Here is a 23785-nt window from a genome sequence, read left to right as displayed (position 1 = left end):
CGGCTTTCAGAACCTAAAATAGCCACTACATAGTGGCTATTTTCCTTTGTTTGCACCCCATTTCAGTAAAAATGTTAAAATACAACCATTCACAGGTCGTTTTTGGAGGAACTATGGGATTTTTTGGTGATTTAGTTGACGAATGGGAACAAAATAATGTTGAGAAAAACAGAAGAAAAATCAAGATATTAAAGATCAAGCTAAGAAAGACGCCAAATTTTTCGCGAAAAGAATCGATAGGGATTCAGGACAACTGAACTGCTTTGTATACTCGGCCGATGAAATAATCGAAAGAACCCTAAAGCAAAACTGGTTAGATCTCAATCCGCACTTTAAGTCTGAGAATCCTGTTTAGCTTACAAACGTAAAGGGAACAAAATTTTAGACAGCTACAGTTTGACTTGTCACAGTTGTGATGACGTTGCCCTGCCGATACCTGGAACAGAGCGAAATTATGAATGTGTGAGTTGTAAAAGACGATTTTCTGGCGTTAAACATCCTTTGTTTTGACTTTCAACGTTCGCTACCCATATGATCGCTAATGGTTAACAAACAATGCCTGTTCGCCCCCCCCTTTATCGGTAATCAGTTGCGGTAAAATACGTGTTAGTTTTTCTATCATAATTTATTCATTCCATGAGCCGGTGGCGCAGCAAATTCACATCCCTGTTGAGTCTGAATACATGAGCCAGCAACAATCAACGAGAGAAAAAGTCTTGCAAAAAAGCCGATAAAGGCAGTGCGGAAGTAGAATCTGGTAACTTTGGTTCAGCCGTATCGGGCTGGATGGGTACAATGGTATCTAAAGCAGCATCAACGTTATGGGATGTTAAGGCTGGTGCAGTTTGTAGTCTATTGGCTACAGCTCTCGGTAAGTACTACGGATTTTAATGCAAGTGTTTAAGGGTTCAAGATACTTTTACTCATCTGGTACAAGCGGTTTCCCAGATTACGCGTAACTTACTTTTGTCCAGAACTTTCACAGTTGGTACTTTGTAACTCAGAAGTGCCCCAAACTTTTATAGAGTCTGCTCACTTTTAGATAAGAAAGAGTAATGTTCTTGGTTGCAATCCAATTGGGTAACAGCTTGTTGGATAAACTCTAGCCCATAATTGTGTAAGTTGCATGTTCGTTCCAATTAGTGGCAATCTGTTTTTGCTACACTAGAGTAAGCGTGTCATAAAATCACCATGTGAAAAGAATAAGGTTCTAAGCAGCAATGAAAGTTAAAATTGAGAAGACCTGTGATGGTGAAGCTTTCTTCAACATTCCAGAAATACTGCAAAAAGATTTGCAGTGGGAAGAAGGCGTGATTGAACACGTGTTCAACAAGTTCAAAACCAAAGATCACCACGAAGTGATTGTGAACTACTTGAAAGAGAACGCGTAAGCTTAGCTTTCATCCAAATACCAAAAAGCCCAGCAATCGCTGGGCTTTTTATTGAAATCAGTTTCTATTCTTGTATCGGTTCGGCTTCTTCCGAGCTTGGCAGCGCGTTCCATACTGCTTTCACCAACGTCGCCAATGGAATAGCAAAGAATACGCCCCAGAAGCCCCACAATCCACCAAACACCAATACTGCGACAATGATAGCCACTGGGTGAAGGTTGACTGCCTCTGAAAACAATACTGGCACTAATACGTTGCCATCTAGTGCTTGAATAATACCGTAAGCAACAAGTAACCAGTAAAACTGAGGCGATAAGCCCCATTGGAACAAACCAACAATCGCCACAGGTACTGTCACCGCTGCCGCGCCGATGTAGGGGATCAGAACGGATAAGCCCACGGCAACCGCAAGCAGCGCTGAGTAACGTAAATCAAGAATCGCGAAGGTTACGTAGCTCACGCCACCAACGATAAGAATTTCAAGCACTTTACCGCGAATATAATTCGAGATCTGCTCGTTCATCTCATGCCAAACTTTGTTCGCCAACTTACGGTTTTTAGGCAGAATACCGCTTGCCATGCGTAGCATTTCTTCTTTGTCTTTCAGTAGAAAGAACACCAACAGAGGAACAAGAATCAGATAAACCGCTAACGTAGCCAAACTGACGAGTGACGCCAACGAACCTTTCACCACACTTTCACCTAAGCCTATTGCTTGGTTTTTCGCATTGGTTACCAAGGTTTCCACGATTTGTAAGTTCGCCAGTTCTGGATAACGCTGTGGTAAAGTAGCAATGAACTTTTGCAGACCAGCATACATGTTCGGAATGTCGTTGATTAGGTTGCCGACCTGAGTCCAGATGGTTGGCACTAAACCAAACACCGCAATCAGCATCAAGCCAATGAAAATCAAAATCACCGTAATGACAGAAAAAGTACGTGGAATCCCCAAGCGACACATTTGCGTCACTGGCCACTCGAGTAAATATGCGAGAACGATGGCAACTAACAACGGTGCAATCAAATGCCCGAAGAAATAAATGGTGATAAAGCCGAACAGCAAGATCGCTACAAGGCTCACGGCGTGTGGGTCTGAAAAGCGTCGCTTATACCAACGACTTACCATCTCAAGCATCTTATGATGATTCCTTATTGAAGACTGTCAAAATGAAGTGTTCTGACGTGGATTCGCAATCCACTGTATAGCCTTGATTTTGCAAATACTTCACAATGTCTTGTTTAGAGCTCTTGTCTACAACTTGAATAACAAGCTGTTGAAACTGCGATGTTTCTCCTTGAAACACTTCAGCTGCGTGACGCTTAGCAAGTAACAGTGCCATAGGGCAGCGTTGATCACGCAAATCAAGTAACATGGATTCCATTGTATTGCTCTGCAACTATGATAGGGTTGTATTGTAACGGCTTTTTGAGCTGGTGCTAGTGATTTAAACGTAGACGACAAAGACTTCTAAATTAACAATTTGAAGTTATGTGTATGACAATTGACGAAACCAATTCGTTTATTTTCGGTCTTATAGCTAGCATATTCATCCGACACGGATGACCATAAAGCCTGTGCTGACGTTGAAAGGAATTCATCTCTCAAGCACAGACTCGGTATTTTGGAGAATCTTTAAACCGTATGTTAAAACGCACTCGCTCGCTAGTTTGTTTATGCCTTGCTGCTGCATTGAGTACACCAACACCTATTTACGCCAATAGCCTTGATCTCCCTGATATTGGTACGGCAGCTGGAGGCACTCTGACGATAGATCAGGAGTTGATTTACGGTGACGCCTACATGCGTATGCTCAGAGCCAGCAGCCCTATTGTTAGCGATCCCGTCATCAATGAATACATTGACACACTTGGACACCGCTTGGTCGCCAATGCGAATGACGTAAAAACTCCGTTCCACTTCTTTATGATCCGTGACCGCAACATCAACGCATTCGCCTTCTTTGGTGGTTACGTTGCCCTGCACTCGGGTCTATTTTTGCACGCTCGTACTGAAAGTGAGCTTGCCTCTGTTGTGGCGCACGAAATTGCCCACGTTACACAGCGTCACCTTGCGCGAAGCATGGAAGAACAAGCTCGTCGCTCGCCAGCTACGATGGCGGCACTAGCTGGTGCGCTGTTGCTTGCTATTGCCTCTCCAGAAGCGGGGATGGCAGCAGTGACGGCGGCAACAGCTGGTAATATGCAGAGCCAAATCAACTACACTCGCTCAAACGAGAAAGAAGCCGACCGTTTTGGTATTGCGACCTTGGCAAAAGCTGGGTTTGAAGCTCAAGCAATGCCTCGCTTTTTTGGTCGTCTTGCGGACGAATACCGTTACGCAAGTAAGCCCCCCCCAATGCTTTTGACTCACCCATTACCAGAAGACCGTATTACCGACAGCCGAGCACGTGCTAGAGCGTATCCACCATTGCGAATTCAACCATCTATCGATTACCACCTGACACGCGCTCGCATTGTAGCCCGCTATGCAGGCATTGATGGACAAGCAGCGATGGGGTGGTTTGAACGAACACAGAAAAAAGCGTCACCAGAAATTGTCCCGTCTTTTGATTACGGTCGCGCGCTGGTGCATTTAGATAATAAGCGTCTCGATAAGGCTGAACCGTTGTTGAAAAAACTGCTTCAACAAGACCCAGCGAATCCATTTTATCTTGATGCCATGACAGATCTGTACATCGAGCAGAAACAGCCGCAAAAAGCCGTAGATATGCTAAGTCGTGCCTTAAAGCGCAATCCACAAAACAAAGTGCTGACCATCAACTATGCCAACGCTTTGTTGGAAGCAAATAAGAATGAAGAAGCCGTACGTATTCTTCAACGTTACACGCACGATAACCCAGAAGACACTAATGGTTGGCACCTTCTATCAAAAGGTAACCACGCACTGGGCCGCAATGACGAAGAACTTGCCGCTCGCGCGGAAATTTTAGCGCTGCGAGCAGGATGGAATAAAGCTATTCAATATTATTCTGAAGCAAGTAAAATTGCAGATCTGGGAAGCTTGAAACAAGCACGATACGACGCTCGTATCGACCAGTTAATGATCCAAAGAGATCGATTCATGGCATTACAATAACGAAATGGAGAAAACCATGTCAGTCGTGATTTATCACAATCCTCGTTGCTCAAAGAGCCGTCAAACACTGGAACTGCTAGAGCAAAATGGTGTGACACCCGAAGTGGTTAAGTACCTAGATACACCGCTTAACGTGGAGCAACTCAAAGCACTTTACACTCAACTTGGGTTCTCTTCAGTTCGCGAAATGATGCGTACAAAAGAAGACATCTACAAAGAGCTTGCTCTCGGTGAAGCGTCAGTGACAGACGAGCAACTGTTCGAAGCAATGGAAAAAAATCCAAAGCTTTTTGAGCGCCCTGTTGTTGTTGCAAACGGCAAAGCAAAAATTGGTCGCCCGCCAGAGCAAGTATTGGACATTCTATAAATGGATTGCCAGGTTCTTATTTTGTATTTCAGCCGTCATGGCTCTACAAAACAGCTGGCAAGACAGATAGCAAGAGGAGTCGAGTCGACTCCTCATTGTGAAGCGATTTTGCGTACAGTTGAAGAATTGTCACCTCACTCACAGCCTCCTTCTGATCCAATTGTTACTCTAGAAGAGTTGAAAAAGTGCGACGGTCTTGCGTTTGGCAGCCCAGTTTGGTTTGGCAACATGGCCGCACCACTCAAACACTTTTGGGATCAAACCACACCTTTGTGGGTAAACGGTGACCTTATCGATAAACCTGCTTGTGTGTTTACCTCATCATCTTCTATGCATGGTGGCCAAGAAACCACGTTACAGAGCATGATGACACCACTGCTGCATCACGGCATGATGGTGTTGGGAATCCCCTATTCAGAGCCAGAACTGCACACCACCCAATCAGGTGGCACACCATATGGCGCAAGCAGTGTAGGACAAGAACCAAGTCTTACGGCAGAAGAGATTCGTCTCGCACAGCAATTAGGAAAACGACTGGCAGCGACAGCACAAAAGCTGAAAGGCAGTCAGTAAGCTCAAGGATAAGTAAATCGATGACTGACTCTATCGACCAACCACCTCTCAGCAAGCAAACTCAAACCTATCGTTATATGGCGCTGTTTGGCAATTTAGCGCTACTGGCTTGGGTCGCCATTTGGCAACTGGCCTTATCGCCTCACCCACACCTGAGCAGTACCACATTAGCCATTGCTTGGTGTGTTCCGTTACTGCTCCCATTACCGGGAATTTTAGCGGGTAAGCCATACACCCACGCGTGGGCAAACTTTGTGCTGATGCTGTACTTCTTACACGGTTTGACCATTTTATACGTCGATGATGGTGAACGCTGGCTTGCCGTTGTCGAGTTACTACTCACCTCACTGGGCTTCTTGGGTAACATCTTGTTTGCACGAGCGAGAGGTAAAGAGCTAGGGTTGAAATTGAAACGCCTTTCTCAAGTTGAAAAGGAAGAGAAAGCCAAATTCAACAAGTAGTCTCGTGAAGTTTCAAAATCAAAAAAAGAGTCGCACTAGGCGACTCTTTTTATTTGTTTGAAACCCCAATCAAGACCGTCGATTAACCAACATCTTCTGGATTTTCTACCGTATCTTTTTCTAGCACAGGCGCAATTTCAGAATCCGCATCCAGCTCTGGCTCAACTTGTGCACGAACCGGAGCTTTCCACTTGTAAATAAGGTCATATTGCTCTGGAGCTGGCTGAGCAACAACAGGCTGTTTCGCTTCTACTGCGCTCTGCTCTGCCGTCAACTCTTGAACCACAGCACCACTCTCTGTAGCTTGGCCTTGCTCTGTATCAGCAGGAAGTTGCGCTGGTTGCGCAGGCGCTTCTGGAAGTTGTACCGCCGCCGGTTCTAAACCCGCCATTGGATCTTCGGTGACTTCCAATGGACGAATAGAGGAAGCTTCTTGTTCAAACGCTTGTTGAGAAGCAAGGAGGTGAATAGTCAATGTCACAGCATTGCCTTGTACACGCTTGATCTCGGTGCTCGCCACTGAGTTTAGCTTAGTTAGGGAATCCTCTAGGTTGAAGAAATCCATTGCTGATTCAACATCAACCACTTTTACATCGATCTCTTCTGAAGATTTGCTCGAGACAACAACCGCGCTTTTCTTCGCATAATAATCAGCGATACCACCAATCATCGCCGGAATCGCATTCGCACCAGAGGCAGAGCCACTACGTGGCGATTGCTTAGACTCAGACAATTGTGTTGGCGCTTGGTCATACAAAGTCCAACGGATCTTGTCACCTTGTACGCGTACAACCAAAACGGCATCCACAGGGTAACGTTGGCTTGCTTGGCTGATTGGGTCAACAAAGCCGCCCCACAGATCAGACACGTTCACACCGGTAACATCATCAAAGTCACCCACAGGCATCGTGATAGGTAAACCTCGTGACTGTGCCGCATCACGCAACGCTGCAACACTTGAAGAATCAGAATGCTCCCAAGTGATAGTACGGTCGTAACCTTGTTCTTCCACTAACCAAACAAGAATGTTGGCACGACTTGCTGACCACGTTGGCAACTGTGCTTGCGTCAACAATGAACGGATTTGGCCACTATTGAACAGCATCTTCAAACTGCTTTGACCATCAAGTTGGCCGTAACCAAGTTGAGAAATATAGCGAGAACTTGAACCCACTGCTTTCTTAATTACTGGGTTGCTAAGGGAAGATTCGCTGCCTGTTGCACGCACAATCACATCTTGCATACCTTGTTGACGGGCGAGTTCTTCGCCGTCTTTTTGCTCACTGTCGATCGCCACTTCGGCACGATAGATATCCACCTGAGTTAATGCATAAACTGGCAGAGACAACCAACCTATCAATAAGAGAGCTAAATAGCGCATAGTTTTCATAATCCTCTGTACAAGAACACGCATCATAAGCAACTATCAAACGGTGAGCAAGAAGAGTACTGAGTGAATTGTCTGTATTCTGACCAAGTTAAAACCCACCATGAAAACAAACTATTCGTCTCTGTTATAAATCCATACAAAAGTTTGATCTAGGCAACATTGCAATCGATTGCCAGATGATAATATTCGCCGGATTTGTCTGCGTATCTCTGAATAGGAAATAATTATGAAAAACGCGTTACAAGGCGCTCAGATGCTCTTTGTCGCTTTTGGTGCTCTCGTGCTGGTACCACTTCTTACTGGCCTAGACCCAAACGTTGCTCTGTTTGGTGCTGGTGTCGGTACTCTTCTTTTCCAACTGATTACTAAACGTTCTGTCCCTATCTTCCTTGCCTCTTCTTTTGCGTTTATTGCTCCTATTATGTTCGGTATCCAAACTTGGGGTATCGGTGCAACCATGGGTGGCTTGATGGCTGCTGGTTTAGTGTACGTTGGTCTTGGTGCGATGATCAAAGTACGCGGCGTTGGCTTTATTCATAAAATTCTGCCACCTGTGGTTGTCGGCCCAGTGATCATGGTGATAGGACTTGGCCTCGCTCCTACCGCGGTCAACATGGCAGTAGGTAAATCGGGAGACGGCGCGATTCAATTAGTGAATGGCGATGCGGCGGTGATCATCTCAGCGGTATCACTTTTAACGACTATTACACTAAGCGTGTTCGCGAAAGGCTTCCTAAAGTTGGTTCCTATCGTCGGCGGTATTTTGGCAGGCTACACAGTATCCCTGTTCTACGGCGTGGTTGATTTCACACCGGTTGCTCAAGCAGCTTGGCTTGCAATGCCAAACTTCACTGCACCAGAGTTCAACATCAACGCCATCTTGTTCATGATCCCAGTAGCGATTGCCCCGGCGGTTGAACACGTGGGTGACATGCTTGCTATCTCAAACGTAACGGGCAAAAACTACCTGAAGAAACCAGGCCTGCACCGCACTATCGCCGGTGACGGGGTGGCAACAATTGCAGCTTCTATGGTTGGCGCACCACCAAATACCACGTACAGCGAAGTAACAGGAGCGGTAATGCTAACGAAAGCGTTCAACCCTGTAATCATGACATGGGCAGCGGTTACTGCCATCGTACTTGCGCTGGTAGGTAAGCTAGGTGCGATTCTACAAACCATTCCAGTTCCAGTAATGGGCGGTATCATGATTCTACTGTTTGGTTCTATCGCAACCGTTGGTCTAAACACACTGATTAAGAACAACGTTGACCTGCACAAATCACGTAACCTAGTGATTGTAGCGGTAACCCTAGTATTTGGTATCGGCGGCATGGCTTTCGGTATTGGCGAGTTCAGCCTACAAGGTGTAAGCCTATGTGGTATCGTTGCAATCATTCTTAACCTAGTGCTACCACACGACCTTGGTGAAAACCACGTGGTAGATAATGCACAGATGGAAGAAGACAACGCGAAGTAAGTATGGTGGCGGCTTGATTGATTTAAATCGCCCTTCCTGATCTCGTAGCTCGCTTCTAAATAGCAGAGACAAAAAAGGCTTGGTTTTCACCAAGCCTTTATTTTTTTGAAATTCAGTAAAGCAATAATGCTTATTGAGTACCGAAGATCTTGTCACCTGCATCACCAAGACCAGGAACAATGTAACCTTTGTCGTTTAGCTTCTCATCGATTGCCGCTGTGTATAGCTCAACATCTGGGTGCGCTTTTTCTAGTGCTTCGATACCTTCAGGAGCCGCTACAAGAACAAGAATCTTGATTGCCTGACAACCTTTCTCTTTTAGAAGATCGATTGTTGCGATCATAGAACCACCTGTTGCAAGCATTGGGTCAACAACTAGAGCAATACGCTCATCGATGTTAGAAGCAAGCTTGTTGAAGTATGGCACTGGCTCAAGTGTTTCTTCATCACGGTAGATACCTACAACACTGATACGTGCGCTTGGCATGTGCTCAAGAACGCCGTCCATCATACCTAGACCTGCACGCAGGATTGGCACTACTGTTACTTTCTTACCCTTGATTTGGTCAACTTCTACAGGACCATTCCAACCTTCAATGGTTACTTTCTCTGTTTCAAAGTCTGCAGTCGCTTCGTAAGTAAGTAGGCTACCGACTTCTGTCGCTAACTCACGAAAACGCTTCGTGCTGATGTCACCTTCTCGCATTAGACCGATTTTGTGTTTCACTAGAGGGTGTTTAACTTCAACAACTTTCATTTCCATCTCCGGCTTTATTGGCAATATTTAAACAAACCTTCAGATTATACATGATTTTTGCAGGGATATCAGGATAGATCACTAAAGAAAAAAACCGACGCAAACGTTTGCTATCTGTATTTAACCACTGGTAGAATAGCGCCGTTTTCATATCCAACTTAAAAACCGAGGACTTCCCTGTGAGTGGTAACAACTCTTCTCTTAGCTATAAAGACGCTGGTGTAGATATTGATGCAGGCAACGCGCTTGTAGATCGTATTAAAGGTGCGGTTAAGCGTACTCGTCGCCCTGAAGTGATGGGTGGTATCGGCGGTTTTGGCGCATTGTGTGAATTGCCGACAAAATACAAACAACCTGTACTGGTTTCTGGTACTGACGGTGTAGGTACAAAACTTCGCCTAGCGCTGGATATGAACAAGCACGACACTATTGGCGTTGACCTAGTGGCAATGTGTGTAAACGACCTAATCGTTCAAGGTGCTGAGCCCCTATTCTTCCTAGATTACTACGCAACAGGCAAGCTAGACGTAGATACCGCGGCAGACGTGGTTTCTGGTATTGCTGATGGCTGTGTTCAAGCAGGCTGTGCACTAATCGGTGGTGAAACTGCTGAGATGCCGGGCATGTACGAAGGCGAAGACTACGACGTTGCTGGATTCTGTGTTGGCGTAGTAGAAAAAGAAGACGTGATTGACGGCACGAAAGTGGCAGCAGGCGACGCACTAATCGCTGTTGGCTCAAGCGGTCCACACTCAAACGGTTACTCTCTTATCCGTAAGATCCTAGAAGTTTCTGGCGCAGATAAAAACGAAGAGCTAGCAGGTCGTACTATCGGTGAGCACCTACTAGAACCAACTAAGATTTACATCAAATCAGCACTTAAGATGATTGAGAAGCACGACATCCACGCGATTTCTCACATCACGGGTGGTGGTTTCTGGGAAAACATCCCACGCGTACTGCCTGAAGGCACAAAAGCCGTTATCGATGGTAATAGCTGGGAATGGCCAATCATCTTCAAATGGTTACAAGAGAAAGGCAACGTTGAAACACACGAGATGTACCGTACGTTCAACTGTGGTGTTGGCCTAGTCGTTGCACTTCCAAAAGACCAAGCAGACGCAGCGGTTGCTCTTCTTAAAGAAGAAGGCGAAAACGCATGGGTGATTGGTGAAGTCGCTCAAGCAGAAGCAAACGAAGAGCAAGTTGAAATCCAATAACTTGCGAATCAAGCTCAAAAAATAAAAAGAATGAGGACGCGATGTCCTCATTCTGCTATCTGGAACATCGAAAACCATTCTAATAGTAGGTAATTTAGCGGATACGCACTTCAAACCTACAATAGCAAGGCAGTCTCAACATCATGAAAAACATAGTGGTCCTCATTTCGGGTAACGGCAGTAACCTTCAAGCCATCTTGGAAGCTTGCGAAGACAGTATGCCAAATGCACAAGTCGCAGCGGTGTTCTCCAATAAAGCTGACGCTTATGGTTTAGAGCGCGCAAAACAGTTTGATGTGAATGGGCATTTTGTCGATCCAAAAGCATTCGAATCCCGTGAAGACTTTGATGCTGAACTGATGAAACAAATAGATGAATACCAACCGGATGTGATTGTACTTGCAGGTTACATGCGTATTCTCAGTGGCGCGTTTGTTTCCCACTACCTGGGTAAAATGATCAACATCCACCCTTCCCTTTTGCCTAAGTATCCGGGGCTACACACCCACCAGCGCGCTATTGATGCTGGCGATAAAGAACACGGCACCAGCGTACACTTTGTCACAGAAGAGTTAGACGGCGGCCCTGTAGTACTACAAGCCAAAGTACCCGTCTTTGAAGACGACGATACCGATGCCCTAGCCGCGCGCGTACAAACGCAAGAGCACAACATCTATCCAATGGTGACTAAGTGGTTAGTCGAAGGGCGATTGTCGATGACCGAGGGCAAAGCGTATCTCGATGGTTTTGAGCTAGGAGCTCACGGCTACGCCGCCGAGTAACTCTTAATTCCAAACACCAAACGTAAAAAGGCAGCCATCAGGCTGCCTTTTGTTTTATTCAAATGTTTTACTGCGAGAAAACCATCACTCCAACGGTTCTGTCGGTGCTTGGTTACCCGGCTTCGGCGCTGCAAAGGGGACATCCTCCAGAGCCTTGGCATTATTCAACACCAATTCTCCGACATGGAATAAACCAAACTCACCCGGTTTCATTCGTTGCCATGCCTCATTGCCAGTTAATGGTTGAGTCGCAATCACAGAAACCACATCATTTGGCGTGGTCTCTTCTTGGAAGTTGATTTCGACATCTTCATCCAATAGGGCCGCTTTGCCAAATGGTGCGCGACGCGTAATCCAATACAGATGGTTGGTACAGTAAGTCATCACAAACTCACCGTCACTGAGCAGCATGTTAAACACGCCCTTGTCTCTCAACTTATCGCAACACTGAGCAACATAAGTAAAGACCGACTCCATATCCTGAGGTGGCTCAGGGTATTTATCTTCCATCTGTTTGAGCAGCCAACAGAAAGCCATTTCGCTGTCGGTTTCTCCCACCGGACGGTGACGACCCGTATACAAATCTTGGTAGTCAGTCAGCTGACCATTGTGTGCAAAAGTCCAGTAGCGTCCCCACAGCTCACGCGTAAATGGGTGCGTGTTCTCTAAATTCACTCCGCCTCGGTTTGCTTGGCGAATGTGGCTAACCACCGCACGACTTTTTATCGGGTAGTTCTGCACCAACTCAGCGATCTGAGAATCACAACTAGGGTTTGGATCTTTGAATGTTCGGAAACCCTTTCCTTCATAGAAAGTAATTCCCCAGCCATCACGATGCGGTCCAGTGCGACCACCGCGCTGCATCAATCCAGTAAAACTGAAACAAATATCGGTTGGAACATTTGCGCTCATGCCGAGCAATTCACACATGGTTAAACGAACTCCTTACCTTAAAACACCACCAAGCCCAAACGAGGCCAAGCTGAAAAGCTTATTCCATCTCTTTTTCAATCAACTGAATGATGATGTGAATAATCTTAATGTGTACTTCCTGAATGCGGTCTGCGTAACCAAAGTGTGGTACGCGAATCTCGATGTCCGCTAGGCCAGCCATTTTGCCGCCATCTTTACCGGTCAGCGCGATTGTCTTCATGCCTTTCGCTTGCGCGGCTTCAATCGCTTTTAGGATGTTGCCTGAGTTGCCTGACGTCGACAAACCAAACAGAACATCGCCTTTGCGGCCCACTGCTTCAACGTAACGAGAGAATACGAAGTCGTAGCCAAAATCGTTACTAACGCAAGATAGGTGGCTTGGATCTGAAATAGCAATACCAGCGTAACCCGGACGGTTTTCACGGTAACGACCTGTTAGCTCTTCTGCAAAGTGCATAGAGTCACAGTGAGAACCACCGTTACCGCATGACAACACTTTACCATCTTGCTTGAATGAGTCAGCAATCATTTTTGCTGCCGCTTCGATTTGCGCGATGTTGTGGTCATCACTTAAAAACTTATTCAGAACTTCAGCAGCTTCGTTTAATTCACTTCTAATCAGATCTTGGTACATAAGACGTTCTCTTTATTATTTCGGCCACAGCAGTGAGGTTGAGGCTCTCGCTTGGCAAATTGTTCTGATGCGAATCTCGCACCGGACATTTCATTACTCTGAGTTTACCCACAAACGAGAATTAGTGTCGATAGTGAACCAACAGATTTGGATTCATCGCGGTAATAAACTTGTTAACTTGCTTACGAAATCATCACTCAACTCCCAACTTTAGAATTTTAACTCTACATAGATCACTTTTTACCCAATCTTGGGTTTTACATTTTATTAATATTTTGATTACACTCATGAGAACTGGTTAGACCTCTTACCAAAATACAGACGTACAACATTAATAAAGTCTGAAAAGGAAAAAACATATGGACATCTTGCTCTCAATCGTAGCGATGACAGTTGTGTTAGGCATAACGCTCTACCACAGAATGTCTCTCGTGAAATCCGTCAGTCTGCTAACTGCTGCCATGCTAGCACTGACGATCGCAGGCTCAGTTGGTGTTATTGGCTGGGCACTTTATGTACTTGCCGTTGCGGTATTCGCCGTGTCGGGCATTCGCCAATCACTGATCAGCCGCAAAGCGCTCGTGATGTTTAAGAAAGTCCTACCTGCTATGTCTCAGACCGAGAAAGAAGCATTGGACGCTGGTACGGTCTGGTGGGAAGCGGAGCTATTCAAGGGCAAACCTGAATGGGAAAAGCTTCACGCAATCAAAGCGCCTAAGCTGAGCAAAGAAGAGCGTGCATTCCTAGATGGCCCAGTTAACGAAGTGTGTGCCATGGTGAACGACTACCAAGTCACTCACGAGCTTGCAGATTTGCCACCAGAAGTATGGCAATACCTGAAAGACAACAAGTTCTTCGCCATGATCATCAAAAAGAAATACGGTGGTCTGGAATTCTCTGCATACGCGCAATCTTTGGTACTGCAAAAACTGACTGGCGTTTCTGGCGTGCTGTCTTCTACGGTTGGCGTACCGAACTCATTAGGTCCTGGTGAACTCCTGCAGCACTACGGTACAGAAGAGCAGAAAAATCATTACTTACCTCGCTTGGCTGAAGGTAAAGAGATCCCATGTTTTGCACTGACTAGCCCAGAAGCAGGTTCCGATGCGGGCTCTATCCCAGATTTTGGTGTGGTATGTAAAGGCGAGTGGCAAGGTGAAGAAGTCCTTGGTATGCGTCTAACTTGGAACAAGCGTTACATCACTCTAGCGCCAGTCGCAACGGTTCTTGGTCTTGCATTCAAACTGCGTGACCCAGAAGGCCTACTAGGTGACCAAGAAGATCTTGGCATCACTTGTGCCCTAATCCCAACTGACCTTAAAGGCGTTGAGATTGGTAACCGTCACTTCCCGCTTAACGTACCATTCCAAAATGGCCCAACTCGCGGTAAAGACATCTTCGTACCGATGGACTTCATCATCGGCGGTGAAAAAATGGCAGGTCAAGGCTGGCGTATGCTGGTTGAATGTCTATCAGTTGGTCGTGGTATCACGCTACCTTCAAACTCAACAGGCGGCATCAAAACCGCTGCGATGGCGACAGGTGCTTACTCGCGCATTCGTCGTCAGTTCAAACAGCCTATCGGTCACATGGAAGGCGTAGAAGAGCCATTAGCACGTCTAGGTGGTAACGCTTACGTGATGGATGCAGCCAGCAACCTAACCGTGGCAGGTATCGACCTAGGTGAAAAACCTTCGGTTATCTCAGCTATCGTGAAGTACCACTGTACGCATCGTGGTCAGCAAAGCATCATCGACGCGATGGATATCGTAGGTGGTAAAGGCATCTGTATGGGTCCTTCTAACTTCCTAGCACGTGGTTACCAAGGTGCACCAATCGCGGTAACCGTAGAAGGTGCGAACATCCTAACTCGTTCAATGATCATCTTCGGTCAGGGCGCGATTCGTTGTCACCCTTACGTTCTTGAAGAGATGAATGCTGCTTATTCTGACGCTGGCGATGCGGTTGAGAAGTTCGACAAAGCACTAGCGGGTCACGTGAGCTTTACCATGAGTAACCTAGTTCGCAGCATCTGGTTTGGTCTAAGTGATGGTTTAGGTTCAACGTCACCAACCAAAGACGCAACCAAGCGTTACTACCAACAATTGAACCGTTACAGCGCAAACCTTGCTCTACTATCGGATATCTCGATGGCAGTACTAGGTGGTTCGTTGAAGCGTAAAGAACGTCTGTCTGCGCGTCTTGGTGACATTTTAAGTCAGCTATACTTGAGCTCTGCAACATTGAAACGCTTCGAGCAGGATGGCCGCCCTGTTGAAGACTTGCCATTGGTACATTGGGGCTTGCAAGACAGCTTAAAACAAAGCGAAGCTGCCATTGATGAGTTCCTAGCAAACTTTCCGAACAAAGTGATTGGTCGTGCACTGCGTGTATTGATCATGCCATTTGGCCGAGTGCGCAAAGCACCAAGTGATAAGCTAGACAGTAAAGTGGCGCGTATTCTACAAACGCCAAGTGCAACACGTTCACGTATTGGTCGTGGTCAGTACCTAGAACCAACGGAACACAACGCTGCAGGTAAGATTGAGTTGGCACTGTCTGTGATTCTTCAAGCTGAGCCTGTGTTCGACAAAATATGTAAAGCGCAAGGCAAACGCCGTCCATTCATGCGTTTGGATGTGATTGCTCAAGAAGGTCTAGAACAAGGCGTAATTACTCAGGAAGAAGCAGATCTGCTAAGAGAAGCGGAACAGCATCGCCTAGACACCATCAACGTAGACGATTTTGAGCCAGAGCTATTGGCCGCAAAGCCGCTTTACCCTCAAATGGAAAACGTCGCTTAAGCGAATGATGACTTAAACGATAAATAAGAAAGCAAAACGGGAGCCGAGGCTCCCGTTTTTTATTGAATATCTGCTACGCACAACACGGTGTTAGCAAAGAAGCGTTTATTGTTCGTTATCTTCTTCAACAATAAACGACTGTTCAATTCTGCGCAGTTCTTCCTGCTCTTTCAGCTTAAGTTCTTCTTGAAGCGTCGCTTTGCGTTCGTTCAAATCTTTCTTCTCTGACTTAGTCAGGAACTTCACAGCCTTTTTGTTCGCCAATGCGTACGCAACGACATCTTCACCTTTTTCACGGCGCTCATTCACGCGTTGAGAGAAACGTTCGTTGTCACGCGCTTTACGTTCAGCTGAAGTTAATTTGCTCATTTTTGTGCCTTTAATAAGAATACAGCAGCCCAATTGCTGCCCTCAGGTAAACAAATGAGAAGTCATTCATATAGCTGATGGCGTGAGTCTAGCATAGATATGCAAAGGAACAGCGAAGTGATTGTGTGTGCATACTAGAACCTACTGCCGAGTACTCTGTGGAGGGTGAAGAAACAAACGCCCCAGCGCGCTAACAATAGACTCTTAGTCTCGCTGGAGCTCGCTAGAATGACAGTTTACTTTGAGTTGTCAGGTTACTACACGCACAATGTTCCTGGGCTTTCGTCATTCTGAACAGTGAGGAACGAACGTGATTCAGAATCTACTCACCAAGAGAGCTTAACTAGGCAGACAAAAGATCCGGCTTGGAAAAACATCCGCCAAATACTCTAACTCCGTAATAGATGTACGTCGCTCTAAGATTCGACATGCCATGTTCAAGGCATATTTGACGTAGAAGCCTATCCGCTTGCTCTCGACTGCTTTGCGGCAATACTTCCTCCCTCATGAGCTGATACAACGCATCATGCACCAAAGACGCTTTAAGAATGTTCTTGGTATCAATCGCTGGACCACTCGCCCCATCCCATGAATAGCCTTTCTTAATCGTCAGCCAACCTTGCTCTGATAGACTCAGAAACGCACTATCGAAAGGCTGTGCGAGGGTAATACCAGTTTCAATCTGTTCTTCGGAATGAAGGTTGTATTTGTACGTCCGACGTTTTTTGTACTTCATAAGAGGCCTCCTAGTCACCTAGCTTCTCTGAGATGTAGAGCTTAGAGCTTTCACACTCAAATCAGCTTTAACCCACTTAGTGAATATCACGAATGATTTTGCAAATCGAACCGACATTCATAACCTTCGCCAAGAGTGTCACAAAATTAGATGCGCCATAAAAAGTAAAACGGAGCCAATCGGCTCCGTTTTCTATTTAAATTCTTGCGCCCTACTTCTTCGGCACTTCTAACTGCATCTCTGGCATGGCTTGGCGTTTGGCCTTGAGCTTGCTCCAGATGATCCAGAATAGAATCACCAGAATCAATGCAATCACGTTGCCGATGGCGATGATGATCATGCTACGCTTACGTTCGGCTTCGCGCTCGGCGATGATGCGTTTTTCCATTTCGATGCGGCGTTGCTCGGCAAGCTCTGCTTCTTTAGCAAGACGTGCGGCTTCTAGATCCACTTCGTCGACCACACTGAACGTCTGCTCTTTAATTGGGAACACCAATGAGCGCTTGGTAGACAAGTCGGTAGCAAAGACTTCACCGTGCCATGAATATTTGCCAAGTTCAGGATCGTTATCCATCTTCAATGTGGTTTTAGAACCATCAGCCGACACCTGACCTTGGCTGTAACTGATAAAGCCGTCTGGTGCTTCTTGCTCAACGTTTACGGCAATGGTTCCGGGCGTGATCATGCCTTGCTCACCACTAACCACCAGCTGATGAGGTTGGTCTGCATGACGAGATTGAATGAAAGTACGTGAGATTGGAGATGGGTATACCAGTACCACTTGTTCTTGTGCTCGCAGGAACACGCCGTTGCCAGAAGTAATGCGCGCGCGGTATTTACCCGGTTCGACATCAATCGGCAGTTGAACGGTAAATACACCATCGCCTGCTTTTTCATCAAGATCTCGGCCATCATCGGCAAATTCGCCAATCACCATTGGTACAGGGCGCGCTTCTTTGATCAGTTCGTCTTCGTTCTCAACAAACTTAGTAAAAGTCACACGCAGGTTTACCCGGTCTAGGAAATCACGCAGTACAAGCGGCTTATCGTCTGAGGTCAAACGTGCGGTAAATTTTAGAGCTTCGCTATTGTAAAGGCGGTTTGGAAACACATCGGTGCTGAGCTTGAGGTGCGAAATCAGACGGATGTTATTTTTCGGGGTAACTTTGCCGACGGCCTGCCAAGGACCCGGCATGGGTTTATCTATCGAGATGATGTCGAGGGAAGATTCTTGATACCAACGAACGTTGTCGTAGGTGCCCCAAGCGTAATATTTTTTACCATCGGGGCGGACAAGGACGACGGGCTGAGAGCTCTGTTCACGATAAACCAAAAAAGTAATCTGTTCGATGGTGGGATCGACACGAAAGCGGTTATCTAACAAAGACATGGCGGACTCGCTCGCAGCAAACGCGAAACAACTCCAGAACGCTAAAATAGCGACTGACAAAGCCCTCAACATAGTCTCTCCTAATAACTACCAAATACTGTCGTTCACCAGTTCGAGTCTTTTCTGGTGTGCTTCTACTTCATCGGCAGTTGCACGCAAAACCTTTAGCGCTTTTCTTCCTTCAACACGACGAATGCCTTCCGCTTCACCGTCTTTTTTGTTGGCGTTGAATTCTAGACTCGTTTGACCACCCGTCATTAGGAGGTAAACGTCAGCTAGAATCTCCGCATCGAGCAATGCCCCGTGGAGAGTACGGTGTGAGTTATCAATGCCGTAACGTTCACACAAGACGTCGAGGTTGTTTCGCTTGCCCGGGAAGATTTTCTTCGCCATGGCAAGGGTATCGGTCACCTTACAGTAGTCATCCGTCTTACCAATGCTTGGATTGAGCATTTCAAACTCATAGTCCATGAAGCCGGTATCGAAGGGCGCGTTGTGGGCAACCAGCTCGGCACCTTTGATAAAGTCGAGAAACTCTTGGTGTACGGCTGAGTAATCTGGCTTGTCGACCAAGAAGTCATCGGTAATACCGTGGACTTCAATCGCGTCTGGTTGGATTTCACGGTCAGGTTTTAGGTAAACGTGAAAGTGACGACCAGTCAGCTTACGGTTGATGATCTCCACGGCACCAATTTCGATGATGCGGTGACCCATGTAGTGAGGACCACCTTCTAGGTTCATACCCGTGGTTTCGGTATCGAGAACGACAATACGATTATGTTCAGAATTGCTGCTGGTATTCATAAGGTTATGTGTGTCAGACTATGCTTTATTAAATGTTTCGGCTAATAGTACCAAAAATATGACCAAACACGTTGAGATTTTCACAGACGGATCTTGTTTAGGAAATCCAGGCCCTGGCGGTTACGGCATTGTCTTGCGTTATAAGCAAACAGAAAAGACCCTCGCCAAAGGCTACACGCTCACCACAAACAACCGTATGGAAATGTTGGCCGCTGTTGTGGCGTTACAAACGCTAAAAGAGCCGTGCCAAGTGACGTTGACTACCGATAGTCAGTACGTGCGCCAAGGCATTACGCAATGGATCCACAACTGGAAGAAACGCGGTTGGAAAACGTCAGATAAAAAACCTGTGAAAAATGCCGATTTATGGCAGGCATTGGATAAAGAGACTGCTCGCCACCAAGTGGATTGGCGCTGGGTTAAAGGCCACGCGGGTCATCGTGAAAACGAAATGTGTGATGAATTAGCACGCACAGCCGCAGAAAACCCAACCGAAGAAGATACCGGTTACCAAGCGTCTTAGTTTTTACTGCTTGATACCTTTTCTACCGCACTGCCCTCTCTGTTCATCACGCCCAGTGGTGTTAACTTTCTCTTCAAACGCCAATGTGGCTTGATAGGTTTGAGAGGGTAAGTTCGCTTACGAGCGACGATGTAATACAAACTCCCCGCCGGCGATGCCCAATCCCCCAAGCTGTTTTCCAACCATGTCCACATGGTTTTGTAACGTGTCATAGGAAACAGAGCATAACGCTCGCAATGAATCACCTGATAGTTCAATACCCCTAACCAGTCTTTAATCCGGTTCGCGGTGAACATTCGTCCACTCCAAGGCAAATTATTTCTGCGCCAAGGCAACAAACTCGCAAGTCCAGTGAAACTGATTGGGTTGAATCCCGTAATAATAAGATAACCATCATCCATCATGACGCGATCGACTTCTCGCAGCAGTCGATGGGGATCACTTGCATAGTCAAGCTGATGGGCGAGGACCGCAACATCAAAGCTTTTCTCTAAAAAGGGTAATTCGTAACCATCTGCAATGACATTATGCAACGGGTTCTGGATATCTACGTTGACTTGGTGTTGAATGTTACAACTACAGCTGGTTAGCTCACAGCTCAACCCGCCCAATTTAAGCATGTGGTAACCGAACAATTTCGGACACCACTCGTCGAGTCGGGTTTGGATTGACTCAAGTACCCACGGGCCGTTATTCATTTCTGACCAGGTCGACGGGTGCTGTAAAGTTTTGTTGCTGAGTGCTGGTTTCATTAACCACCTGACTTAAAAGGGTGACGGAGAACGAACGTGTTAGAGATCAAAAGCATACCCGCATTTAATGATAATTACATCTGGCTGATTCAAAATAGCGATAAGCGATGCGCCGTGGTTGATCCGGGCGATGCTAAGCCAGTGTTGGAATATTTGCAGGCTAACGAGTTAACTTTAGAAGCGATCTTAATTACACACCACCACAACGATCACATTGGTGGCGTTCCAGATTTAGTTCATGCGTTTCCTCATGTTGCAGTGGTTGGTCCGAAAGCAGAGCCAATTCCAACCTTAACCAACGCAATGGAAGAAGGCGACAAGCTAGAACTGTTTGGCGAAATCTTCATGGTACTGGGGCTGCCTGGCCACACATTAGGTCACATTGGCTATGTTGGTGACGGTAAGTTGTTCTGTGGTGACGTGCTGTTCTCGGCGGGTTGTGGCCGAATCTTTGAAGGCACACCAGAGCAGATGTTTGAGTCACTAAGCAAAATAATGAAACTGCCGGAAGAGACAGAAGTGTTCTGCGCACATGAATACACGGCAAGTAATGTAGCATTTGCGCTGGCGGTTGAGCCGGACAATGAACATTTGCGTCAATACCGTGATGATGTAAACCGTCTACGCGGATTAAATATTCCTACCCTTCCTACGACGTTACGCAAAGAGAAGTTAATTAACCCATTCCTGCGTGCAACGAACGCAGAGGTCATAAAATCTGTAACAAACCGTATCCAAAATAGCGACCCATGCTCGGTTTTTACAGCTTTACGTGAGTGGAAGAACGAATTTTAACCATTTTCTGCTTGTAACTTTGCTAGACGCAAGTATTATCGTGAGCTGATTTTCATAGAAGCGCCTCTGGCGCTTCTATTGCGTTTGGGGCTGATATAAATCTGTTTGTATTTCACCCAAACGCATAAAGTAGCGGCAAAACCGCCTCTACCCTTAGTTAGTGTTACAAGATGTCTATTATCTTGCGACTGCCACGCACTTTGTTGCGCGACAGGCAGGAGAAGATAAACAGGCCCTAAATAGGCTGAAACCATGCGTTTGAAGTACAGTTGGGCGTTGGCGTTACTATTATCTGGCTGTCAATTGACACAGTCAGATTCTGCAAGCACTCCAACACCAGAAACCAATAAGTCAGAACAAGCTGTTAAGCAAAAAACAGCTCAGGCTGACTCCGAGAAAAAGCAATCGATAGCAAAGAAACCTGCTAAAGAGACGCCAAAAGCCCTTTCCCCTCAGGAACAAGACGATGTGTGGCGACGTATCGGCATGCAACTTGAAATGGACATTCCTGACAACAAGAAAGTGGCTTACTACCGCACTTGGTATTTAAAGCATCCTAACCACCTGCGCACAGTATCTGAACGTGCACAGCCGTTTTTGTACATGATTACCACCCGTATCGAAGAACGTGGCCTTCCGATGGAACTGGCGCTGCTACCGATCGTAGAAAGCTCATTTGATGCTTTTGCCTACTCGCACGGCAGTGCAGCAGGTTTGTGGCAGTTCGTTCCAGGCACCGGCAAAATGATGGGTCTAGATCAGAACTACTGGTACGACGGTCGCCGTGATGTTTATGCTTCTACCGATGCAGCACTGGATTACCTAGAGCAGCAAAGCAAGCGTTTTGACGGCAACTGGGATCAAGCGATTGCGGCTTACAACAGTGGTGGTGGCCGTGTATCGAGCGCAATTCGTAAGAACAAAAAGCTAGGCAAACCAACGGACTTCTTCTCTTTGGATCTTCCAAAAGAGACCAGCAGTTACGTTCCTAAACTGCTTGCACTAGCGGACATCATTGCGAACCAAGATAAGTACGGCATCGACATTCCGCCGATCCCGAACAAGCCAGTTCTGACTCAGGTTGATCCAAAAGAACAACTAGACCTAGCAATTGCGGCAGACTACGCCGGAATTGGTGTTAAGGAGCTGCAAGGTTACAACCCAGCATATAACCAATGGTCTACTGCACCTGACGGCCCACACCAACTTCTTATTCCTATCGAGAAAAAGGATCAGTTCCTTGCTCAAGTGAAGAAGAACCGTGGTAAAGGCATGAAGGTCGCACGCTATAAAGTGAAGTCTGGTGACTCGCTCAGCGTATTGGCTCAGAAGTACGGTACGACAACGAAAGTTATCCAACGTGCTAACGGCCTATCGAACAACAATATCCGCGTTGGTCAGTACCTAATGATCCCAACGTCGACAAAAGACGATACAAAGTACGCCTTAACTGCTGAAAATCGCCTGAACAAAACGCAATCTCAATCTCGTGGTCAATTCAAACTGACTCACGTTGTGCAATCAGGCGAGAGCTTGTGGTCAATCGCAAAAGAGAACAAGGTTTCTCATAAGTCTTTGGCAAAATGGAACGGCATGGGACCAAAAGACACCTTGCGCGTTGGCCAAAAACTGGTGATTTGGAAGAACTCTGATAAAGGCGCAGTGATTCGTACCGTGTTCTACAACGTACGTTCTGGCGACACCATCAGTGGTATTGCAACCAAGTTTAAGGTGAAGGGTAACGACATCGTGAAATGGAATTCTCTTCAAAAGCAGAAGTACCTGAAACCAGGTCAGAAGCTTAAGTTGTATGTTGATGTAACTAAGGTAAGTGTATGAACCCGTCGAGTAACCCACTTATCATGTTGTTGGATATCTTCCGATCGCCAACATCTTGCTTCTTAGCGCTGTATCAGCGCGGAGGTTGGGGGTGGCAGCCGTTCATCATTTTGATGCTCAGCCCATTCCTATTCTGGGGCGCCTACTTCTCGAATGTGGATTTTACTTGGTTAAGTGATCAACTGACCGCTCAGTTCCAACAGATCGATCCAAAGCAAATCGAGTTGCTGGAGCCAAACACGCTGATGGCAAGTGCGATCATCAATGACGTATTCAATCGTTTTGCAACACTGCTGCTATTAGCGCTGTGGTTCTTTCTTGCAACCAAGGCAAGTAAACAGCAATACGGTTACTGGAAATGGTTCGCTGCTGCGAGTGCGATTTTATTCCCAGCCGTGTTGGGCGATATTGCAAGCTACGCGAGCTTATTACTGAAGCATGGTCAGGTGATGACTTACGCTGCCGATTTGAATAGCCTAAACGGGTTACTAAAGTTACCTTTGACCAGTGATTGGTCACACTTTGCAAGCTCATTACCATTGCTATTGCCATGGTATATCGTGCTTGGCTATGGTGTAGTTTTGACTTGGACAGAGTTCGAACGCGGACAGGCTCTTGTGATTGCGAGCCTGCCTTGGATTGCGTTTTACGTAATTTGGGCGTTGTACATCGTTATCGCTTAATGGAC

24 protein-coding genes are annotated in these 23785 nt (G+C 46.4%); 13 read left to right on the top strand and 11 right to left on the bottom strand.

The window, feature by feature from the left end:
* Window positions 1-1220: 1220 nt before the first annotated feature.
* On the top strand, window positions 1221-1391 hold the full coding sequence (locus VJL_RS29810; RefSeq protein ID WP_193788561.1) for a hypothetical protein: 171 nt from the start codon (window positions 1221-1223) through the stop codon (window positions 1389-1391).
* A gap of 64 nt (window positions 1392-1455) precedes the next feature.
* Here the strand turns inward: VJL_RS29810 and VJL_RS15635 are convergent, their stop codons facing one another.
* Together VJL_RS15635 and VJL_RS15630 are read right to left on the bottom strand one after the other, a co-directional pair.
* A complete protein-coding gene (locus VJL_RS15635; protein ID WP_038864761.1) occupies window positions 1456-2526 on the bottom strand; it encodes an AI-2E family transporter in 1071 nt (356 codons plus the stop codon).
* A 1-nt stretch (window position 2527) separates the two neighbouring features.
* Window positions 2528-2764, bottom strand: a complete 237-nt coding sequence (locus tag VJL_RS15630) for a sulfurtransferase TusA family protein (protein WP_038864760.1) — start codon at window positions 2762-2764, stop codon at window positions 2528-2530.
* A gap of 269 nt (window positions 2765-3033) precedes the next feature.
* Here VJL_RS15630 and bepA point away from each other — a divergent pair, with 269 nt between their 5' ends.
* From bepA to VJL_RS15610, 4 genes are read left to right on the top strand one after another with little or no spacing between them, the layout of a single operon-like run.
* Complete coding sequence (gene bepA / locus VJL_RS15625; RefSeq protein WP_038864759.1) at window positions 3034-4488, top strand: beta-barrel assembly-enhancing protease; 1455 nt, start codon at window positions 3034-3036, stop codon at window positions 4486-4488.
* A gap of 16 nt (window positions 4489-4504) precedes the next feature.
* Complete coding sequence (arsC, locus tag VJL_RS15620) at window positions 4505-4855, top strand: arsenate reductase (glutaredoxin) (protein ID WP_038864758.1); 351 nt, start codon at window positions 4505-4507, stop codon at window positions 4853-4855.
* Complete coding sequence (gene wrbA, locus VJL_RS15615; RefSeq protein WP_038864757.1) at window positions 4856-5428, top strand: NAD(P)H:quinone oxidoreductase; 573 nt, start codon at window positions 4856-4858, stop codon at window positions 5426-5428.
* A gap of 20 nt (window positions 5429-5448) precedes the next feature.
* On the top strand, window positions 5449-5889 hold the full coding sequence (locus VJL_RS15610; RefSeq protein WP_038864756.1) for a DUF2069 domain-containing protein: 441 nt from the start codon (window positions 5449-5451) through the stop codon (window positions 5887-5889).
* Window positions 5890-5971: 82 nt separating this feature from the next.
* Here the strand turns inward: VJL_RS15610 and VJL_RS15605 are convergent, their stop codons facing one another.
* Entirely contained in the window at window positions 5972-7270 is a 1299-nt protein-coding gene (locus tag VJL_RS15605) for a DUF2066 domain-containing protein (protein ID WP_038864754.1), read from the bottom strand.
* Window positions 7271-7505: 235 nt separating this feature from the next.
* Here VJL_RS15605 and VJL_RS15600 point away from each other — a divergent pair, with 235 nt between their 5' ends.
* A complete protein-coding gene (locus VJL_RS15600; protein ID WP_038879185.1) occupies window positions 7506-8759 on the top strand; it encodes a uracil-xanthine permease family protein in 1254 nt (417 codons plus the stop codon).
* 130 nt (window positions 8760-8889) lie between these two features.
* Here the strand turns inward: VJL_RS15600 and upp are convergent, their stop codons facing one another.
* Window positions 8890-9516, bottom strand: coding sequence for a uracil phosphoribosyltransferase (gene upp, locus VJL_RS15595; RefSeq protein WP_005533963.1), 627 nt, complete (start codon window positions 9514-9516; stop codon window positions 8890-8892).
* Between the two features lie 179 nt (window positions 9517-9695).
* Here upp and purM point away from each other — a divergent pair, with 179 nt between their 5' ends.
* The gene (gene purM, locus VJL_RS15590) at window positions 9696-10736 is read left to right on the top strand and encodes a phosphoribosylformylglycinamidine cyclo-ligase (protein WP_038879184.1); all 1041 of its coding nucleotides are present in this window, start codon (window positions 9696-9698) and stop codon (window positions 10734-10736) included.
* A gap of 143 nt (window positions 10737-10879) precedes the next feature.
* Window positions 10880-11518 carry a phosphoribosylglycinamide formyltransferase gene (gene purN / locus VJL_RS15585; RefSeq protein WP_038879183.1) on the top strand — a complete coding sequence of 213 codons (639 nt, stop codon included), beginning with the start codon at window positions 10880-10882 and terminating at the stop codon, window positions 11516-11518.
* Window positions 11519-11602: 84 nt separating this feature from the next.
* On the opposite strand, the gene VJL_RS15580 is transcribed toward purN, so the two are convergent.
* Both VJL_RS15580 and lpcA read right to left on the bottom strand, forming a co-directional pair.
* Entirely contained in the window at window positions 11603-12448 is an 846-nt protein-coding gene (locus VJL_RS15580) for a class II glutamine amidotransferase (protein ID WP_038864746.1), read from the bottom strand.
* 61 nt (window positions 12449-12509) lie between these two features.
* Entirely contained in the window at window positions 12510-13085 is a 576-nt protein-coding gene (gene lpcA / locus VJL_RS15575; RefSeq protein WP_005436835.1) for a D-sedoheptulose 7-phosphate isomerase, read from the bottom strand.
* A gap of 359 nt (window positions 13086-13444) precedes the next feature.
* Here lpcA and fadE point away from each other — a divergent pair, with 359 nt between their 5' ends.
* Window positions 13445-15889, top strand: a complete 2445-nt coding sequence (gene fadE, locus VJL_RS15570; RefSeq protein WP_038879179.1) for an acyl-CoA dehydrogenase FadE — start codon at window positions 13445-13447, stop codon at window positions 15887-15889.
* Window positions 15890-15994: 105 nt separating this feature from the next.
* Here fadE and VJL_RS15565 read toward each other — a convergent pair whose 3' ends face one another.
* The 4 genes from VJL_RS15565 to dnaQ form a co-directional block, all read right to left on the bottom strand.
* On the bottom strand, window positions 15995-16258 hold the full coding sequence (locus VJL_RS15565; RefSeq protein ID WP_038879177.1) for a hypothetical protein: 264 nt from the start codon (window positions 16256-16258) through the stop codon (window positions 15995-15997).
* Between the two features lie 343 nt (window positions 16259-16601).
* Window positions 16602-16994, bottom strand: coding sequence for a DUF1353 domain-containing protein (locus VJL_RS15560; RefSeq protein WP_038879174.1), 393 nt, complete (start codon window positions 16992-16994; stop codon window positions 16602-16604).
* A gap of 211 nt (window positions 16995-17205) precedes the next feature.
* On the bottom strand, window positions 17206-18456 hold the full coding sequence (locus tag VJL_RS15555; protein ID WP_038879171.1) for a TIGR03503 family protein: 1251 nt from the start codon (window positions 18454-18456) through the stop codon (window positions 17206-17208).
* A gap of 15 nt (window positions 18457-18471) precedes the next feature.
* A complete protein-coding gene (dnaQ, locus tag VJL_RS15550; RefSeq protein ID WP_038864738.1) occupies window positions 18472-19188 on the bottom strand; it encodes a DNA polymerase III subunit epsilon in 717 nt (238 codons plus the stop codon).
* A 58-nt stretch (window positions 19189-19246) separates the two neighbouring features.
* Between dnaQ and rnhA the strand changes: the two genes are divergently transcribed.
* Window positions 19247-19711, top strand: coding sequence for a ribonuclease HI (rnhA, locus tag VJL_RS15545; RefSeq protein ID WP_038864736.1), 465 nt, complete (start codon window positions 19247-19249; stop codon window positions 19709-19711).
* Here the strand turns inward: rnhA and VJL_RS15540 are convergent.
* Window positions 19708-20463 (bottom strand): class I SAM-dependent methyltransferase, encoded by a 756-nt coding sequence (locus VJL_RS15540; protein WP_038864734.1) that lies wholly within the window; start codon window positions 20461-20463, stop codon window positions 19708-19710. The two genes, rnhA and VJL_RS15540, sit on opposite strands and share 4 nt — an antisense overlap.
* Window positions 20464-20499: 36 nt before the next feature.
* Here VJL_RS15540 and gloB point away from each other — a divergent pair, with 36 nt between their 5' ends.
* The 3 genes from gloB to VJL_RS15525 all read left to right on the top strand — a co-directional run bounded on the left by gloB (window position 20500) and on the right by VJL_RS15525 (window position 23780).
* A complete protein-coding gene (gene gloB / locus VJL_RS15535) occupies window positions 20500-21258 on the top strand; it encodes a hydroxyacylglutathione hydrolase (protein ID WP_038864732.1) in 759 nt (252 codons plus the stop codon).
* 252 nt (window positions 21259-21510) lie between these two features.
* Complete coding sequence (locus tag VJL_RS15530) at window positions 21511-23097, top strand: lytic transglycosylase (protein WP_038864730.1); 1587 nt, start codon at window positions 21511-21513, stop codon at window positions 23095-23097.
* On the top strand, window positions 23094-23780 hold the full coding sequence (locus tag VJL_RS15525) for a YIP1 family protein (RefSeq protein ID WP_038879168.1): 687 nt from the start codon (window positions 23094-23096) through the stop codon (window positions 23778-23780). The genes VJL_RS15530 and VJL_RS15525 overlap by 4 nt, the downstream gene beginning before the upstream one ends.
* The last annotated feature ends 5 nt before the right edge of the window (window positions 23781-23785 follow it).

It is taken from the genome of Vibrio jasicida CAIM 1864 = LMG 25398 (assembly GCF_000400365.1).
GTDB lineage: Bacteria > Pseudomonadota > Gammaproteobacteria > Enterobacterales > Vibrionaceae > Vibrio > Vibrio jasicida.
The sequence above is the reverse complement of the archived record's forward strand: the minus strand, read 5'-3'. Positions and strand labels throughout refer to the sequence as shown.